Source organism: Streptomyces sp. NBC_00433 (genome assembly GCA_036015235.1).
GTDB lineage: Bacteria > Actinomycetota > Actinomycetes > Streptomycetales > Streptomycetaceae > Actinacidiphila.
Window position 1 is genome coordinate 4,037,819 of record CP107926.1, and the last position, 17,182, is coordinate 4,055,000.

Sequence of the window (17,182 nt, forward strand, 5' to 3'; positions counted from 1 at the left end):
CCGGCGGAGCCGGGGCTTGCGGCGGTGCCGGCCGAAAGGGCCGTACCGGCGGCGGTGTTCGTCGTAGCAGCGACGGCGGCGGGGTTCAAAGTGCGCGCTCCCCCATAAGACCGGCCGCACCCTTGGCGAGCATCTCGGCGGCGAGTTCGCGGCCCAGGGCGCGCGCTTCGTCGTCGGACGCCGGTACGGAACCGGTGATGGACATCTGCACCAGCGAGGTGCCGTCGGTGGTGCCGACGACGCCGCGCAGGCGCAGCTCGGTAGTCTGCCCGTCGTCCACGAGGTCGGCCAGCGCGCCCACAGGGGCGCTGCAGCCGGCCTCGAGGGCGGCGAGCAGGGATCGCTCGGCGGTCACGGCGACCCGGGTGAACGGGTCGTCGAGCCCGGCGAGCTGTGCGGCCAGCTCCGGGTTGGAAGCTGCGCACTCGACAGCCAGTGCCCCCTGGCCGGGGGCGGGCAGTACGGCGTCGGCGGCGATCAGCTCGGTCGCCTCCGCGATCCTGCCGATTCGGTTCAGCCCGGCGGCGGCCAGCACGACGGCGTCGAGCTTGCCGGAAGTAACGTACCCGATCCTGGTGTCAACGTTGCCACGGATCGGTACCGTCTCGACGTCGAGGCCGTGTGACCGCGCCCACGCGTTGAGCTGCGCCATCCGGCGGGGCGACCCGGTGCCGATCCTGGCGCCGGGCGGCAGTGCCGCGAAGGTCAGGCCGTCCCTGGCGACCAGCGCGTCCCGCGGGTCCTCGCGGACCGGGATCGCGGCCAGCGTCAGCCCGTCGGGGGCGGCGGTGGGCAGGTCCTTGAGGCTGTGCACGGCGAAGTCGATCTCGCCGGCGAGCAGCGCGTCGCGCAGCGCCGAGACGAAGACGCCGGTGCCGCCGATCTGGGCGAGGTTCTCCCGTGAGACGTCGCCGTAGGTGGTGATCTCCACGAGGTGGACGTCACGTCCGGTGAGGCGGCGGACCTGGTCGGCCACCATGCCGGACTGGGCCATCGCCAGTTTGCTCTTGCGCGTGCCAAGCCGCAGCGCGTCCTCGCGCCCCTGGTCCGAGGCACTCGGGTTATTCATTGCCGCCCTCAATTCGGTTGGGCACCCGGGCCGGAGGCCTGGGGGTTTCGGCCCGGCTGACGGCGGCGACCGCCTGCGGGTCGAGGTCGAAGAGTTCGCGCAGCGCATCGGCGTACCCGGCGCCGCCGGGCTCGCCCGCGAGCTGCTTGACCCGCACCGTCGGCGCGTGCAGGAGCTTGTCGACGACGCGGCGCACGGTCTGGGTGATCTCCGAGCGCTGCTTGTCGTCCAGATCGGGCAGCCTACCGTCGAGCCGGGAAAGTTCACCCGCCACGACATCGGCGGCCATCGCCCGCAGCGCCACCACCGTCGGGGTGATCCGGGCGGCGCGCTGGGCGGCGCCGAAGGCGGCGACCTCCTCGGCGACGATCGCCTGGACGGCGTCCACGTCGGCGGCCATCGGCGCGTCGGCGGACGCGGCGGCCAGCGACTCTATGTCGGCGAGCACCACACCGTCGAGGTCGTGCGCGGCCGGGTCGACGTCCCGCGGCATGGCCAGGTCGAGGACGGCCAGCGGCCGGCCGGCGGCCCGCAGGTCGTCGGCGGTGAGCACCAGGCCGGTGGAGCCGGTGCAGGACACCACGATGTCGGCGTCGGCGAGCGCGGTCGCGAGCCGGGTCATGCTGACCGCCTGCGCCTCGGTGCCCTGCTCGGTGAGCTGGGCGGCGAGCCGCACGGCCCGCTCGGGGGTGCGGTTGGCGATGGTGAGGCGGGCGACACCGGCGCGGGCCAGGGTGGCGGCGGCCAGCGACGACATGGAGCCGGCGCCGACGACGAGCGCGCGCCTGCCCTCCAGGGTGCCGGTCGCGGGGGCGAGCTGGGCCAGGCCGAAGGTGACCAGGGACTGGCCGGCCCGGTCGATGCCGGTCTCGGAGTGGGCGCGCTTGCCGACCCGCAGGGCCTGCTGGAAGAGGTCGTTGAGCAGCCGCCCCGCGGTGTGCAGCTCCTGGCCGACCGCGAGGGCGTCCTTGATCTGGCCGAGGATCTGGCCCTCGCCGACGACCATCGAGTCCAGTCCGCAGGCCACCGACAGCAGGTGGTGGACGGCCCGGTCCTCGTAGTGCACGTAGAGATACGGGGTCAGCTCGTCGAGCCCGACGCCGCTGTGCTGGGCGAGCAGCGTGGACAGCTCGGCCACACCGGCGTGGAATTTGTCGACGTCGGCGTACAGCTCGATGCGGTTGCAGGTGGACAGGGCCACCGCCTCGCTCGCGGGCTCGGCGGCCAGCGCGTCCTGCAGCAGCTTCGCGCGCGCGTCCTCGGTGAGCGCGGCCCGCTCCAGCACGCTCACCGGCGCGCTGCGGTGCGAGAGCCCGACGACCAGCAGACTCATGCGCGGCCCTCGCTTCGCTCGGGCCGGCCTTCGTCCGACGTGCGCCTTGTCGTGGTCGGCTCGCTCATGCGGGCATCACGGCGGGTACGTCCCCGTCGGGCTCCTGGCGTCCTTCGCCTGCCTTGCGCTGCTCGTGGAAGGCGAGGATCTGCAGCTCGATGGACAGGTCGACCTTGCGTACGTCCACGCCGTCCGGCACCGACAGCACGGTGGGGGCGAAGTTGAGGATCGAGGTCACCCCGGCGTTGACCAGCCGGTCGGTGACCTCCTGGGCGGCGCCCGCCGGGGTGGCGATGACCCCGATCGAGACCTGGTTGTCGGCGACGATCGCTTCGAGCTCGTCGATGTGCCGCACGGGCAGTCCCGCGACGAGCCGCCCGGCCAGTGCCGCGTCCGCGTCCAGCAGGGCCGCGACGCGGAAGCCGCGGGAGGCGAACCCGCCGTAGTTGGCGAGGGCGGCGCCCAGATTGCCGATGCCGACGATGACGACCGGCCAGTCCTGGGTGAGGCCCAGCTCACGGCTGATCTGGTAGACGAGGTATTCGACGTCGTAGCCGACGCCCCGGGTGCCGTACGAGCCGAGGTAGGAGAAGTCCTTGCGCAGCTTGGCCGAATTGACCCCGGCTGCGGCGGCTAGCTCCTCCGAGGACACGGTGGGCACGGACCGCTCGGACAGAGCGGTCAGCGCCCGCAGGTACAGCGGAAGCCTGGCGACGGTGGCCTCGGGAATCCCTCGGCTGCGGGTCGCCGGTCGGTGCGATCGGCCAGTTGCCACGGTGCTCCTGCGGGTAGAGCTGGGCTGAGGGCGACCACGGTCTTTGGAGCCGCCCCGTGCGTGCCAGGCTATGTCTTTGTGAACGCGTGCACAAAGATGGTGTCCGTTTTGCCCGGTGGAAGTGACGGGCATCACGCACTCCCATTCCGGACATTGGGCACGCTTTGCCGTGGCGAATCGTTGCTGCGGCGCTTCCAGAGCGCGTCGGCGGCCGACGGCGGACCGGGGGCCTCCGGCCAGCGGACACCTGCAGCCTGCAACAACTGCCGCTCCAGCGCGGAAGCGCAGGTTCCGTCCGCGCCGCCGGCGGCCGTACCGGACTGCGCCACAAAGTGGCCGAAAAGCGCCGCTGCGGCGCGGGCGTCGCCGAGCGCGGTGTGCGGGGCCCAGCCGGTCACCCCCAGCGCCTGTGCGCACGCGCGCAGCGACAGCCCGTACGGGACGGGGTGTTCGCGGTGCAGGTCGGCTGCCATCCGCATGGTGCACATCTCGGGTACGGCCGGCAGGCGCACCCCGATCCGGGCGTATTCGGCGGCCAGGAAGGCGCGGTCGCAGCCGACGTTGTGCCCGACCAGGACCCGGCCGCGCAGCAGTGCGAGCACCCGGGCGGCGATGCCCGCGAAGGACGGCGCACCGCCCAGGTGCGCGGGCTCGATGCCGTGGATGTGCGTCGGGCCTACCGGGCCCTGCGGGTCGACCAGCGTGCTGAACTCGCCCTCGGGCCGCAGGTCGCGGTCCAGCAGCACCAGCGCCAGCTCCACGACGCGGTGCCGCCGCGACGACGAACCCGTCGCCTCGACGTCCACCACCGCGTAGCCGCTCGCCGCGGTCCTCACCACCGAGGGCACTCGGCACGCTCCTCACACATCGCCCCCGGCTGCACAAAACGCCCTCGATCCTACCCGACTCGTCATATGCCACGGGCCAGGCTCAGCGGGGCGTGCGTGAGGTCAGGCGGTGAGGGCGCGGCGCAGCCTGGCGGGATCGACACGCCAGAAGGTGTGCTGTTCTCCGTCCACCAGGACGACCGGGATCTGCTCCCAGTAGCGGCGGTGCAGCTCCGCGTCCTGGGTGATGTCCTGCTCCACCACGACCGCCCCGGTCGCGGCGGCGACTTCGGCCACCACAGTGCGGGCGTCGTCGCACAGGTGGCACCCCGGCTTCCCGATCAGCGTCACGGTCCTCGCAGTCGTCATACGGCACATTGTGACGCCTGCGGTTCACGTGCCGGCATCGTGGCCGAACCGGCCGTGTCGCAGACGGTCGTTATGCTCGCGCTATGGCCGCTCTCAGATGGCTCACCCCGCGCACGCAGTCCGCCACGGAGCGGAGTGTGCTGGCCGGCGAGGCCGCCGCCGCCGCGGCGGAGGCGACACTCGCGACGAAGCCCCGGCCGGAAACCGCTCCTCCGGACGACACGAAGCCCGAGGAACCGGCCTTCCCGGTGGAAGGCGACCCGCGGGCCGCCGCGTTCTTCGACCTCGACAACACCGTGATGCAGGGCGCCGCGCTCTTCCACTTCGGCCGCGGCCTGTACAAGCGGCATTTCTTCGACACCCGCGACCTGGTGCGCTTCGCCTGGCAGCAGGCGTATTTCCGGATGGCGGGCGCCGAGGACCCCGAGCACATGCAGGAAGCGCGCGACAGCGCCCTGTCCATCGTCAAGGGGCACCGCGTCGAGGAGCTGATGTCCATCGGCGAGGAAATCTACGACGAGTACATGGCGGGGAAGATCTGGCCGGGCACCCGCGCCCTGGCGCAGGCGCACCTGGACGCCGGCCAGCGGGTCTGGCTGGTCACCGCCGCGCCGGTGGAGACCGCCACGATCATCGCCCGCAGGCTCGGCCTGACCGGCGCGCTCGGCACGGTCGCCGAGTCGGTGAACGGCGTCTACACCGGCCGCCTGGTCGGCGAGCCGCTGCACGGCCCGGCGAAGGCCGAGGCCGTGCGGGCGCTGGCGACCGCCGAGGACCTCGACCTGTCGCTGTGCGCCGCCTACAGCGACTCGCACAACGACATCCCGATACTGTCCCTCGTCGGCCACCCGTATGCCATCAACCCGGACAGCAGGCTGCGCAAGCACGCCCGCGCCGAAGGGTGGCGGCTGCGCGACTACCGCACCGGGCGCAAGGCCGTGAAGATCGGCATCCCCGCCGCAGCCGGCATGGGCGCGGTCGCGGGCGGCGCCGCCGCGGCCATCGCGATCAGCCGCCGCCGCGGCAAGTGACAAGGATGCGCCGGTAGTCCGGCCGCGGAACGGCTCGCGCGGGCACACACACGCTCACAACACGGCCTCTGCGCGAGCTGTTCACGAACGGAAGTGGTCAACTAGGGCCACCTGTTCGATAATTGGTCGATCACCATTCCGTACAGGAAGTGGCGCAAACGGCGATTTGCGCAACTCGGTGTAGTGTCGCCTGTACGAAGCGTTATTCTCCTCAGACGCAATCCGGAACCCACACGTCGCCACGACGGGTGAACGGTCCCGTACTGCACGTGATGGAAGTTCTGCCTCTGGGAGTCCCGTGTACCCACACGACGGGGTTGACACCTCCGGCCTGGCTGCGTTGCGCGCACTGGTGCTCGACCGACTGATGCGCACAGTCCCCGCGTACGCCCTGCCCACCCTCGCCACGTCAGGTCCCACCGTCCCCGGCCCGGCGTACGCGCTGGCCGAAGTCAGCACAGCCGCAGGCAGACGCTCCCGCAACAGCTCGGGCGCGGCCGGTACGAACGCCGCAGCCCCCGGCACCCACGCCCGCCGCCCTGCCTCCGACACCGACTCCGGCCGCATGATGGACCTGGTCGAACGCGCCCAGGACGGCGAGACCGAGGCCTTCGGACGGCTGTACGACCACTACAGCGACACCGTCTACCGCTACATCTACTACCGGGTCGGATCCAAGGCCACCGCCGAGGACCTGACCAGCGAGACCTTCCTGCGCGCCCTGCGCAGGATCGGCACCTTCACCTGGCAGGGCCGCGACTTCGGCGCCTGGCTGGTGACCATCGCCCGCAACCTGGTCGCCGACCACTTCAAGTCGAGCCGTTTCCGGCTGGAGGTGACCACCGGCGAGATGCTCGACGCCAACGAGGTCGCCCGCAGCCCCGAGGACTCCGTCCTGGAGTCGCTGTCCAACGAGGCGCTGCTGACCGCGGTGCGCAAGCTCAACCCCCAGCAGCAGGAGTGCGTGACCCTGCGCTTCCTGCAGGGCCTGTCCGTGGCCGAGACCGCCCGCGTGATGGGCAAGAACGAAGGCGCGATCAAGACCCTGCAATACCGGGCCGTGCGTACGCTGGCCAGGCTCCTGCCCGACGACGCGAGATGAGACCTCGGTGGCCCCGGACGATCATCACACCTGCGTAACCCAACTGGCGCGGCGCTCGTTGCTTCACATGCAGACAACTTTGTGCCTGACTCCGGCATACGCGGTCCGCCGTGTTTCACCCGATCGGGTGCAAGTCGGCAGGCAGCGCAACCCACAGGCGGCACGGGGAGTCGAGTGTGGATGACGAGAGGAGGTGCCGCCCGTGATCGGACAGGCAATGGCACACCGCCGGGCGAACGCCTTCGCCCAGGCCCTTGAGGACGCGACCGTCCAGGAGGACACCGGCGCGGCGGTGCGGCAACAGGGCACACCCGGCGCACACGGCAGCCATGCCGCGGCCCGGCACGCCGACCCCGAGCAGGGCACACTGCTCGCGCTGGCCAATGCGCTCGCCGAGCAGCCGCGCCCCGCGCTCGACCCCGAGCGCAAGACCGTCCAGCGCGCGCAGCTGATCGCCGCGATGGAGCAGGCCCTCGCCGACGGGAGCTTCCCGGTCACCGCCCGGGTGCCCGAGCAGCGCGGCGACGGGCAGGGCGGCAGCCACCGGCTGCGCCGCCTCACCCCGACCACCCGGCTCTCCCGCCGGCTGGCCGTCGGCGGCCTCACCGTCGGCGTCGCAGCCGGCGCGCTCGGCGGCGTCGCCGCGGCCAGCACCAACGCGCTGCCCGGCGACACCCTCTACGGCCTCAAGCGCGGCATGGAGGACCTCAAGCTCGACATGGCCAGCGGCGACGCGTCCCGCGGCAAGGTCTACCTCGACATGGCCTCCACGCGCCTCCAGGAGGCCCGCCGCCTCATGGACCGGGGGCGGGGCGGCCAGCTCGACGACGAGTCCGTCTCCGAGGTGCGCAAGGCCCTGTCGGGCATGCACCAGGAGGCCGCGGAAGGCCACCGGCTGCTCAGCCAGGCCTACCAGGAGGACGGCTCGCTCCAGCCGATCGAGACGCTCAACTCCTTCGCGGCGGCGCACCGGCAGGGCTGGAGCGATCTGCGGGGCAAGCTGCCCAGCCAGCTCACCGACGTCTCCGACCAGGTCTCGTCGGTCTTCGACGCCATAGACCAGGAAGTCGCGCCGCTCCAGGGGCTGCTGCCCAAGCCCAAGCAGGACGGGCACGCGCGCGGCTCGGGTCCCAAGGGCTCCGACCCGTCCGGCGGCACACCGTCGGCCCCGTCGGCCTCCTCCTCCGCCACACCCGGCTCGGGCGGTGCCAACACCCAGAGCCCGAGCCCGTCGCCGTCCGGCTCCACATCGTCCGACGGCCTCATCGGCGGCGCCAACCCGCTGGGCCCCCTCCCGACCTTCCCCACCCCGAACTCCCCTTCCCCCTCAGCCCCCTCCGACCACTCCATCACCCTCCCCCCTCTCCTCCCCGGCCTCCTCCCAGGCCTGGGCCTGGGCACCACCACGGACGACGAGAACTAAGGGCTTAAGGGCTGTCCCGTAATCCGCGGTGGACCCAGCGCGCGGCGTCAGACGCGGTACATCGAAAGGCGAAGGGTCGCCCTCATACCGGGTCGTGTTCGGGCGAGCCCGACAACGCGGCGAGGTGCCGTAGCTGTCGTCGCGCGCCCGCCGGGGATTACGGGACAGCCCTTGGCCCCCGCCTTTCCCCGCGCCCCTGGAAAACGCCCACCCTCCGCCCAGGGGGGCAAGCCGCCAGGGGTGCGGGAACCGCGCGACAAGCCCCCGCTCAGCGGCACCGTGGAGTCCGTGACAGCACCCCGCAGGGGCTGTTCAGAAGAAGACGGACCGTCGCTGGACCAGGAGTTCGTACAGCGTGTGCTGAATCGTCTCGCGCACCTGATCCGTCAGGTTGAAGACCAGCATCGGGTCCTCCGCCGCCTCCGGCGGATAGCCGTCCGTCGGGATGGGCTGGCCGAACTGGATGACCCACTTCGTGGGAAGCGGGACCAGCCCCGCAGCCCCCAGCCAGGGAAATGTCGGCGTCAGAGGGAAGTACGGCACCCCCAGCAGGCGCGCCATGGTGCGGGAATTCCCGAGCATCGGGTAAATCTCCTCCGCCCCCACCACGGAGCACGGAACGATCGGCACCTTCGTCTTCAGCGCCGTCGCGACGAATCCGCCCCGCCCGAACCGCTGGAGCTTGTAGCGGTCCGCGAAGGGCTTCCCGAGGCCCTTGAAGCCCTCGGGCATGACCCCGACGACCTCACCGCGCTCCAGCAGGACCTCCGCGTCCTCGGAGCAGGCCAGCGTGTGGCCGAGCTTGCGGGCCAGTTCGTTGACCAGCGGGAGCATGAAGACCAGGTCGGCGGCGAGCAGCCGCAGGTGGCGGCCTGCCGGGTGGTGGTCGTGGACGGCGACCTGGGTCATCAGGCCGTCCAGCGGCAGGGTGCCCGAGTGGTTGGAGACGACCAGGGCACCGCCTTCCGCGGGGATGTTCTCGATGCCGCGGACCTCGACGCGGAAGTACGCCCCGAACATCGGCCGCAGCAGCGACATCAGCACCTGGTCGGTCAGCTCGGCGTCGTAGCCGAACTCGTCGACCTCGTAGTCCCCGGTGACCCGGCGCCGCAGGAAGGCGAGCCCGGAGGCGACCTTGCGCTCCCAGTCGCCGCCGAGGACCCGGTCCGCGACGGCGCCGAAGGCGCCCGCGAGGTCGGAGGGCGCCTCCGCGGGGGGTGGCGGGTCGCTGGGGCGCCCGCCGTCCGCCTGTGCGGGGATTCCGGCCGCGGCCGCCGGTACGGCCGCCAGCGGCGGCTGTGGGCCGTCGGCGGGCTTGCCGGCCGCGGGCGCCGCGGGCTTGCGGGTCCTGGCGCGGGAGCGCCCGGCACCGCGCCGGCCGCGCGAGTCCTCGTCGAAAGGGATCACCTTGGCGTCGGCCATGGTCCCTGCTCCTTCTGCTGAGGTCGCCGAAGCATCCGCTGAGGTCGCCGAAGCGTCCACGCTGTCCGTCACCGCCGCGCCCCCGTGTCCTTGCCTGTGCCCACGCCGGCCGCGAGCCGGTCCACCGCCGCCGCGAGCCGGCCGGGGGGCAGCAGCCCGGGGCCGTGGCCGCGGGCGAAGTCGTGGAAGGTCTCGGCTGTCGTGTAGGTCGGCTCGAAGCCGAGGGTGTCCCGCATCTCGGCGGTGTCGACCACCCGGCCGTGGGTGAGCAGCCGGATCTGCTCGGGCGCGAAGTCGGTCACGCCGGCCGTGCGCAGCAGCTGCCCGAGCCAGGTCACGGCGGGCAGCAGCACCGGCACGGTGGGCTTGCCCAGCCGCCTGGCGGTCTGCGACAGCAGCAGCACCCCGTCGCCGGCGATGTTGAAGGTGCCGCTGTTGAGGGTGCCGCGGCGGGCTTCCAGCGCGGCGAGCACGAGCACGGCCAGGACGTCGTCCTGGTGCACGAACTGCAGCCGGGGGTCGTAGCCGAAGACGGTCGGCAGCACCGGCAGCGCGAAGAACTCCGCGAGCGGGGTGTCCGCGTCGGGCCCGAGGATGTTCGCGAAGCGCAGCACCGCCACTGCGACGTCGGGGCGGCGGCGGGCGAAGCCGCGTACGTATCCCTCGACCTCGACGGCGTCCTTCGCGAAGCCGCCGCTGGGCAGCGACTTGACCGGGGTGGTCTCGCGGAAGACCGCGGGGTCGCGCGGCGCGGAGCCGTAGACGCTGGTGGTGGACTTGACGACCAGCCGCCGCACGGTCGGCGCCTTCTGGCAGGCGCCGAGCAGCTGCATGGTGCCGATGACGTTGGTCTCCTTGACCTGCGTCCGGCCGCCGGAGCCCAGCGGGGTGCCGGTGACGTCCAGGTGCACCACCGTGTCGACCGAGTGCTGTGCCAGCACCTTGGCGATCATCGGCTGCCGGATGTCGGCCCTGACGAACTCCGCACCGCCCAGGTCATGCTCCGGCGGCACCGCGTCGACCGCGACGACCCGGCCGACCTCGGGGTCGTGCTGGATGCGCCGGACGAACCGGCCGCCGAGCTGCCGCGCGGCGCCTGTGACGAGCACCACCTTGCCCACGCCCACGGTTCAGCGCCTTCCTCGGGGAATACCCGCACCGTATCCCCTGCGCCTCCCCCGTGCGCCCCCCGACATGCCACTGCCCTCCCCCAGCCGCCGGAAGGCGGTGGAGGAGGGCAGGAAGTGCGGCGGAAAAGTCGCCCGCTTACTTCTTGTTGCGGCGCTGAACGCGCGTCCGCTTCAGCAGCTTGCGGTGCTTCTTCTTGGCCATACGCTTACGCCGCTTCTTGATGACAGAGCCCACGACTACCCTCGCTTCGGTTTCACTCGGTGCGGGGCGTCCGAGCCCACACGACCTACGTCGGCCAAGCCTACCCGCCCGGAGCGGACGGGCATAAACGAGGCCCACGCGGACGGTCATCCGCCCGTCAGGGCCTTCTCAGGCAGATTCCACCCCCACGTAGGACTCCCGCAGGTACTCGTGGACGGCCTGCTCCGGAACCCGGAACGAACGGCCCACGCGAATCGCCGGCAGATGACCGCTGTGCACCAGGCGGTACACCGTCATCTTCGACACCCGCATCACCGCCGCAACTTCGGCGACGGTGAGGAAAACGACCTCGTTGAGAGGTCGGGTTTCTGTAGTAGCCATGTCACACCTGAACCTTCCGCACACGCCGGGCACCGGCTTCCCCTCCGGCGACTCAAAGCGGTGTGTGCGCTCCCCCACAGATTAGGGGCGCATGAGGTAAGTGGGGAAGAGGAGTTGCCAATGGTTGACTACTGGGACAGCCAGGCACGCTTGAGTACGTAGCGCGTCAATGGCCGGTAGTAATCGGACCTGACGGCGTCGTCCACCGGCACCGCGACCGACACGATGCCCTCCGCCTCGGCCACGAAAACCGCCGGGTCGTCGGCGTCCGCCAGGCCGATCGCCTCGATGCCCAACTGACCTGCGCCGCACACGAATCCGTGGTCCCCGACAACCAGTCCCGGCAGCATTCCGCCCTGTTCCGCGGCCGCCGCGAGAGCCGCTCTGACAGGCAGCGGGGAGTGGGTGTGCACACCCGGCTCGACCGGCGGCCCGTCACCCTCCGTGTCCACCGGGCGGACCACGGCAACCCCTCCGACGTACCACAAATGATGCCGGCGTACGCCGAACTGCGTGGGCATGTCCACGTCCCGGCCGTACGCGGGGGTGAGGACGACACACCCTGCCGCCGAGAGTGCCGCGGCCAAAGATGCGTAGAAACCAAGGAGGCGATGTGGATGTCCTGTGCCCAAGAGCACCGGAATACGGTCACGCGCGGCCCGCGCGAGCCGCTCAGCGAACGCGTCGAGCGCCGCCACCGTACAGTCCGGGTCGATCACGTCGGGCCCCGACGTCAGTTCGGGATCGGGCGAGACACCGCAGCGGTCCGCCATCAGCCGCAGCAGATCCGCCGCCGTCCACTCCCCCGCCGGGTCGAGGCCCAGCGTCTGCCGCGGATCGCGCGCCGCGAACAGCCGATAGCTCGCCAGGCTCTTCTCCCGGGACGTCGCGACCTGCCCGGCCAGTCCGGCCGCCACCAAATGCGCGCGCAGCGCGCCGACACTCACCACAGCATGATCGTCCCGGCCCAACTCGCCCAAGGCATGCGGAAACCGCCGAATTCACCCTACGATCACCGGACCCGCCCGCTATGGCAGCAGCCCGTGCAGCGGGAAGACCGCCCGCCTGGTCGCCAGGATCGCCTGGTCGAGCCGGTTCGCCGGGTCGTAGCCGGCCTCCTCGAAGCCCTTCCAGCGCGCGTCGCACCCGTCGGTCATCCGCAGCGGCGCGGGCCGCCTGGTCCGCGCGTAGACCTCGTGCCGCCACTCCTCGGGCACCGCGGTCTCCGGCGCCAGCGGGGTGCCCGCCGCGATCGCCACCAGATGCGTCCAGGTCCGCGGCACCACGTCGGTCACCGCGTAACCTCCGCCGCCCAGCGCCACCCACCGCCCCGCCGCGTGCTCGTGCGCCAGCGCGTGGCACGCCTCGGCGACCGCGCGCTGGGCGTCCAGCGACACCGCCAGGTGCGCCAGCGGGTCCTCCACATGCGTGTCGGCCCCGTGCTGGCTCACCAGCACCTGCGGCCGGAAGGCGGCCAGCAGCTCGGGCACCACCGCGTGGAAGGACCGCAGCCAGCCCGCGTCGCCCGTCCCCGGCGGCAGCGCCACGTTCACCGCCCCGCCCTCGGCCCCCGGCCCGCCGGTCTCCTCAGGCCACCCGGTGTTCGGGAAGAGCGTCCGCGGATGCTCGTGCAGCGAGATCGTCAGCACCCGGGGGTCGTCCCAGAAGGCCGTTTGAACCCCGTCGCCGTGGTGTACGTCCACGTCGACGTACGCCACCCGCTCCACGCCCAGCTCAAGCAGCCGCGCCACCGCCAGGGCCGCGTCGTTGTAGACGCAGAAGCCGGCCGCGGCCCCCGGCATCGCATGGTGCAGCCCGCCGGCGAAATTCACCGCGTGCGCCACCTCAGCGCGCCACACCGCCTCGGCCGCCGCCACCGACTGCCCGGCGATCAGCGCCGAGACCTCGTGCATCCGCGGGAAGACCGGATTGTCGTCCGTACCGAGCCCGTAGGAGGCGTAGGCCCCGTACGCCGCGGATACGGACGCAGGCTCGCGCGACGCCCGCCGCACCGCCGCCACGTAGTCCGCGTCGTGCACCAGCGTCAGCGTCGACTCCCCCGCCGGGGGCGCCGCCACCACCCGCAATGCCGGGTCGAGCCCGAAGGCCCGCACGAGACCTCTGGTGAGCGACAGCCGCACCGGGTCCATCGGATGCCCCGGGCCGAAGTCGTAACCGGTGACCCGCTCATCCCACATCAACTGTGCTCGGCCGCTCATGGCCGACACCGTACCCGGCGGGCTCGGCGGCGAAGGACCTGGCGTAATGCAGCGTCGCCCCGACCAGCACCATCGGTACGAGCATCGCGCCGCGGTAGCTCCACGCGTCACCCAGCGCGCCCACCAGCGGCGAGCCCACAAGGAAGCCGACGTAGTTGAAGACGTTCAGCCGCGCGATCGCCGTGTCCGACGCCCCCGGGAAGAGCCGCCCCGCCGCCGCGAAGGTCTGCGGCACGATCACGCACAGCCCGAAGCCGAGCAGCGTGAAGCCCAGCATCCCCACCCACGCGCCCGGCGCCACCGCCACCACCGCGAAGCCCGCCATGGCCACGACCGTCCCCAGCCGCACCACCGCCACCGCACCGAACCGCCGCACCCCGAAATCGCCCACCGAGCGCCCCAGCAGCGTGGTGACCATGTAGACCGCGTAGGGCACCGTCGAGAGCTGCTCGGAGCTGTGCAGGGTGTCCTGGAGGTATTTCGCGCTCCAGTTGGAGACCGTCGAATCGCCGATGTAGGCGAACGCCATCACCAGGCAGAGCGGCATCAGCAGCCGCATCACCACCTGCTGCGTCTCCTTCTCCCCGCCCGCCTCCACCGCGTCGGACGCGTCCCGATACCAGCGGCTCGCCACCAGGGTCAGCGGGATCAGCACCAGCACCACCGGCCCGTACAGCGCCACCAGCGAGATGTGCCAGTGCGCCCCCGACCACGCCAGCAGCGCCCCGATGATGCCGCCCAGGCTGTACGCGGCGTGGAAGCCCAGCATGATGCTGCGCCCGTACGCGCGCTGGAGGCTCACCCCGAGCATGTTCATCGACGCGTCCAGGCCGCCGACGCACACCCCGAAGAAGGCCAGCGTCACCGCCGCCACCCACATGCTGTCCCCGGCGCCGAGCGCGAGCAGCACCAGTGCCACCACCGGCTGCACCCAGCGCAGCACCACGCTCGGCCGCACCCGCTTGACCAGCTGCTCGGTCACCACGCTGCCCAGCCCCGCCAGGATCGGCACGCCGGCCAGGAAGACCGGCAGCAGCCCGTCACTGATCCCGTAGCGGTCCTGGATCGCCGGAATCCGGGTCACCAGCAAAGCGAAGAGCGCGCCCTGCGCGAAGAAGCTGACCGCGAGGGCCGCGCGACCGTGCCGCAGGCTCTGCGGGCGAGCGTCGTCGTCCATAAGGGTGCACGGTAGACGCGAAAGCTACGCCTGAGTAGGTGCGCGGAGTCACGATCTTTCCCGCGCACTTCATCGCGCGCGGATTTCCCCGCCGTCCGGGGGCGAGGTCAGCGGAAGAGCAGGTCGGGCAGCTCCGCCATGCCGCCGAAGAGGGCGGTGGCGTCCTTGAGCTTCGCGGCCGGCGTCATCGCGGTGTAGCCGTACACGTCCATCCCGGCCGCCCGCGCCGCCGCCACCCCCAGCGCGCTGTCCTCCACGACGGCACACCGCTCGGGCGGCACCCCCATGGTGCGCGCCGCGTGCAGGAACAGGTCGGGCGCGGGCTTCCCACGGCCCACGTCCTGCGCCGAGAAGATCCGCCGCTCCCCGAACCGGTCGTAGAGCCCGGTCTTCCGCAGCGCGACCCTGATCCGCTCATGCCCCCCGGACGAGGCCAGGCAGTACGGCACCCCGTCGGCCGCCAGCTTCTCCAGTACGGTCGCGGCCCCCAGGACCGGCTCCAACTCCCGCTCGAAGGCGGCGAAGACCCGGGCGTGGTAAGCGGCGTCGAACCCCTCGGGCAGGCTTCCCCCGTCCCGCTCCCGCACCACGTCGTGCACGCGGTGGATGGCGGCGCCCATGAAGTCCCTGACCGAATCCTCGAAGGTCGTCGGAAACCCGGCCTCGGTCAGGCAGTCCGCCAGGATGCGGTTGGAGATCCGCTCGCTGTCCACGAGGACGCCGTCGTTGTCGAAAATGACCAGGTCGTACTGCATGTCGCCACGCTACAGGGCGGCAGAACGCAGAAAAGCGTCAGCCCCCGTGCGGTGCACGGGAGCTGACGCTTTATCAAAGATTGTTCGGCGGTGTCCTACTCTCCCACAGGGTCCCCCCTGCAGTACCATCGGCGCTGAAAGGCTTAGCTTCCGGGTTCGGAATGTAACCGGGCGTTTCCCTAACGCTATGACCACCGAAACACCATGAAACACACACCACACCCCCGACACCTGCCCGTAAAGGACAGTGAGGATGTGTGGTAGCTGGTTGTTTCAGAACCACACAGTGGACGCGAGCAACTGAGGACAAGCCCTCGGCCTATTAGTACCGGTCAGCTCCACCCCTTACAGGGCTTCCACATCCGGCCTATCAACCCAGTCGTCTACTGGGAGCCTTACCCCATCAAGTGGGTGGGAGCCCTCATCTCGAAGCAGGCTTCCCGCTTAGATGCTTTCAGCGGTTATCCCTCCCGAACGTAGCCAACCAGCCATGCCCTTGGCAGGACAACTGGCACACCAGAGGTTCGTCCGTCCCGGTCCTCTCGTACTAGGGACAGCCCTTCTCAAGACTCCTACGCGCGCAGCGGATAGGGACCGAACTGTCTCACGACGTTCTAAACCCAGCTCGCGTACCGCTTTAATGGGCGAACAGCCCAACCCTTGGGACCGACTCCAGCCCCAGGATGCGACGAGCCGACATCGAGGTGCCAAACCATCCCGTCGATATGGACTCTTGGGGAAGATCAGCCTGTTATCCCCGGGGTACCTTTTATCCGTTGAGCGACGGCGCTTCCACAAGCCACCGCCGGATCACTAGTCCCTACTTTCGTACCTGCTCGACCCGTCAGTCTCACAGTCAAGCTCCCTTGTGCACTTACACTCAACACCTGATTGCCAACCAGGCTGAGGGAACCTTTGGGCGCCTCCGTTACCCTTTAGGAGGCAACCGCCCCAGTTAAACTACCCACCAGACACTGTCCCTGATCCGGATCACGGACCGAGGTTAGACATCCAGCACGACCAGAGTGGTATTTCAACGACGACTCACCACCGGCTGGCGCCGATGTTTCACAGTCTCCCACCTATCCTACACAAGCCGAACCGAACACCAATATCAAGCTATAGTAAAGGTCCCGGGGTCTTTCCGTCCTGCTGCGCGAAACGAGCATCTTTACTCGTAGTGCAATTTCACCGGGCCTATGGTTGAGACAGTCGAGAAGTCGTTACGCCATTCGTGCAGGTCGGAACTTACCCGACAAGGAATTTCGCTACCTTAGGATGGTTATAGTTACCACCGCCGTTTACTGGCGCTTAAGTTCTCAGCTTCGCCACACCGAAATGTGACTAACCGGTCCCCTTAACGTTCCAGCACCGGGCAGGCGTCAGTCCGTATACATCGCCTTACGGCTTCGCACGGACCTGTGTTTTTAGTAAACAGTCGCTTCTCGCTGGTCTCTGCGGCCACACCCAGCTCACCGAGTAAATCGGATCACCAGACATGGCCCCCCTTCTCCCGAAGTTACGGGGGCATTTTGCCGAGTTCCTTAACCATAGTTCACCCGAACGCCTCGGTATTCTCTACCTGACCACCTGAGTCGGTTTAGGGTACGGGCCGCCGTAAAACTCGCTAGAGGCTTTTCTCGACAGCATAGGATCATCCACTTCACCACAATCGGCTCGGCATCAGGTCTCACCCTGCATGAGGAACGGATTTGCCTATTCCTCGGGCTACACCCTTACCCCGGGACAACCACCGCCCGGGCTGGACTACCTTCCTGCGTCACCCCATCACTTACCTACTACCCCCTAGGGTCAGCGGCTCCACCACTCCCCCTCACTCCGAAGAGATCAGAGGCGGCTTCACGGCCTTAGCATCAAAGGATTCAGCATTGGGCGCTTTACAGCGGGTACCGGAATATCAACCGGTTGTCCATCGACTACGCCTGTCGGCCTCGCCTTAGGTCCCG

16 protein-coding genes and 2 rRNA genes (1 of these 18 only partly in view) are annotated in these 17,182 nt (G+C 70.2%); 3 read left to right on the plus strand and 15 right to left on the minus strand.

Annotation, left to right across the window (positions count from 1 at the left end; all coding sequences use genetic code 11):
• Positions 1–85: 85 nt before the first annotated feature.
• From hemC to OG900_16930, 5 genes are all read right to left on the minus strand, one after another.
• Positions 86–1,069: a hydroxymethylbilane synthase gene (gene hemC / locus OG900_16910; GenBank protein WUH91622.1), complete on the minus strand. Its 984-nt coding sequence runs from the start codon at positions 1,067–1,069 to the stop codon at positions 86–88.
• The gene (locus tag OG900_16915) at positions 1,062–2,402 is read right to left on the minus strand and encodes a glutamyl-tRNA reductase (protein ID WUH91623.1); all 1,341 of its coding nucleotides are present in this window, start codon (positions 2,400–2,402) and stop codon (positions 1,062–1,064) included. The genes hemC and OG900_16915 overlap by 8 nt, the downstream gene beginning before the upstream one ends.
• A gap of 64 nt (positions 2,403–2,466) precedes the next feature.
• Positions 2,467–3,177 (minus strand): redox-sensing transcriptional repressor Rex, encoded by a 711-nt coding sequence (locus OG900_16920; protein ID WUH91624.1) that lies wholly within the window; start codon positions 3,175–3,177, stop codon positions 2,467–2,469.
• Between the two features lie 131 nt (positions 3,178–3,308).
• Positions 3,309–4,025, minus strand: coding sequence for a 3'-5' exonuclease (locus tag OG900_16925; GenBank protein ID WUH91625.1), 717 nt, complete (start codon positions 4,023–4,025; stop codon positions 3,309–3,311).
• A gap of 102 nt (positions 4,026–4,127) precedes the next feature.
• A complete protein-coding gene (locus OG900_16930) occupies positions 4,128–4,373 on the minus strand; it encodes a glutaredoxin family protein (GenBank protein WUH91626.1) in 246 nt (81 codons plus the stop codon).
• Between the two features lie 83 nt (positions 4,374–4,456).
• Here OG900_16930 and OG900_16935 point away from each other — a divergent pair, with 83 nt between their 5' ends.
• From OG900_16935 to OG900_16945, 3 genes are all read left to right on the plus strand, one after another.
• Positions 4,457–5,404: an HAD-IB family hydrolase gene (locus OG900_16935; GenBank protein WUH91627.1), complete on the plus strand. Its 948-nt coding sequence runs from the start codon at positions 4,457–4,459 to the stop codon at positions 5,402–5,404.
• Positions 5,405–5,702: 298 nt separating this feature from the next.
• Entirely contained in the window at positions 5,703–6,506 is an 804-nt protein-coding gene (locus OG900_16940) for a sigma-70 family RNA polymerase sigma factor (GenBank protein WUH91628.1), read from the plus strand.
• A gap of 217 nt (positions 6,507–6,723) precedes the next feature.
• Complete coding sequence (locus tag OG900_16945) at positions 6,724–7,929, plus strand: DUF5667 domain-containing protein (GenBank protein WUH95801.1); 1,206 nt, start codon at positions 6,724–6,726, stop codon at positions 7,927–7,929.
• Between the two features lie 312 nt (positions 7,930–8,241).
• On the opposite strand, the gene OG900_16950 is transcribed toward OG900_16945, so the two are convergent.
• From OG900_16950 to OG900_16995, 10 genes are all read right to left on the minus strand, one after another.
• A complete protein-coding gene (locus tag OG900_16950) occupies positions 8,242–9,351 on the minus strand; it encodes an acyltransferase family protein (GenBank protein ID WUH91629.1) in 1,110 nt (369 codons plus the stop codon).
• Positions 9,352–9,419: 68 nt separating this feature from the next.
• Positions 9,420–10,472, minus strand: a complete 1,053-nt coding sequence (locus tag OG900_16955) for an NAD-dependent epimerase/dehydratase family protein (GenBank protein ID WUH95802.1) — start codon at positions 10,470–10,472, stop codon at positions 9,420–9,422.
• 145 nt (positions 10,473–10,617) lie between these two features.
• The gene (locus OG900_16960) at positions 10,618–10,716 is read right to left on the minus strand and encodes an AURKAIP1/COX24 domain-containing protein (protein ID WUH91630.1); all 99 of its coding nucleotides are present in this window, start codon (positions 10,714–10,716) and stop codon (positions 10,618–10,620) included.
• 135 nt (positions 10,717–10,851) lie between these two features.
• A complete protein-coding gene (locus tag OG900_16965) occupies positions 10,852–11,064 on the minus strand; it encodes a helix-turn-helix domain-containing protein (protein ID WUH91631.1) in 213 nt (70 codons plus the stop codon).
• A gap of 128 nt (positions 11,065–11,192) precedes the next feature.
• Positions 11,193–12,014 carry a phosphatase gene (locus OG900_16970; GenBank protein WUH95803.1) on the minus strand — a complete coding sequence of 274 codons (822 nt, stop codon included), beginning with the start codon at positions 12,012–12,014 and terminating at the stop codon, positions 11,193–11,195.
• 78 nt (positions 12,015–12,092) lie between these two features.
• Positions 12,093–13,283 carry an acetoin utilization protein AcuC gene (locus tag OG900_16975; GenBank protein ID WUH91632.1) on the minus strand — a complete coding sequence of 397 codons (1,191 nt, stop codon included), beginning with the start codon at positions 13,281–13,283 and terminating at the stop codon, positions 12,093–12,095.
• On the minus strand, positions 13,252–14,460 hold the full coding sequence (locus OG900_16980; protein WUH91633.1) for an MFS transporter: 1,209 nt from the start codon (positions 14,458–14,460) through the stop codon (positions 13,252–13,254). The genes OG900_16975 and OG900_16980 overlap by 32 nt, the downstream gene beginning before the upstream one ends.
• Positions 14,461–14,567: 107 nt before the next feature.
• On the minus strand, positions 14,568–15,215 hold the full coding sequence (locus tag OG900_16985; protein WUH91634.1) for an HAD family hydrolase: 648 nt from the start codon (positions 15,213–15,215) through the stop codon (positions 14,568–14,570).
• Between the two features lie 82 nt (positions 15,216–15,297).
• Positions 15,298–15,414 (minus strand): 5S ribosomal RNA (gene rrf / locus OG900_16990).
• 103 nt (positions 15,415–15,517) lie between these two features.
• Positions 15,518–17,182 (minus strand): 23S ribosomal RNA (locus OG900_16995); it runs 1,460 nt beyond the window's last position.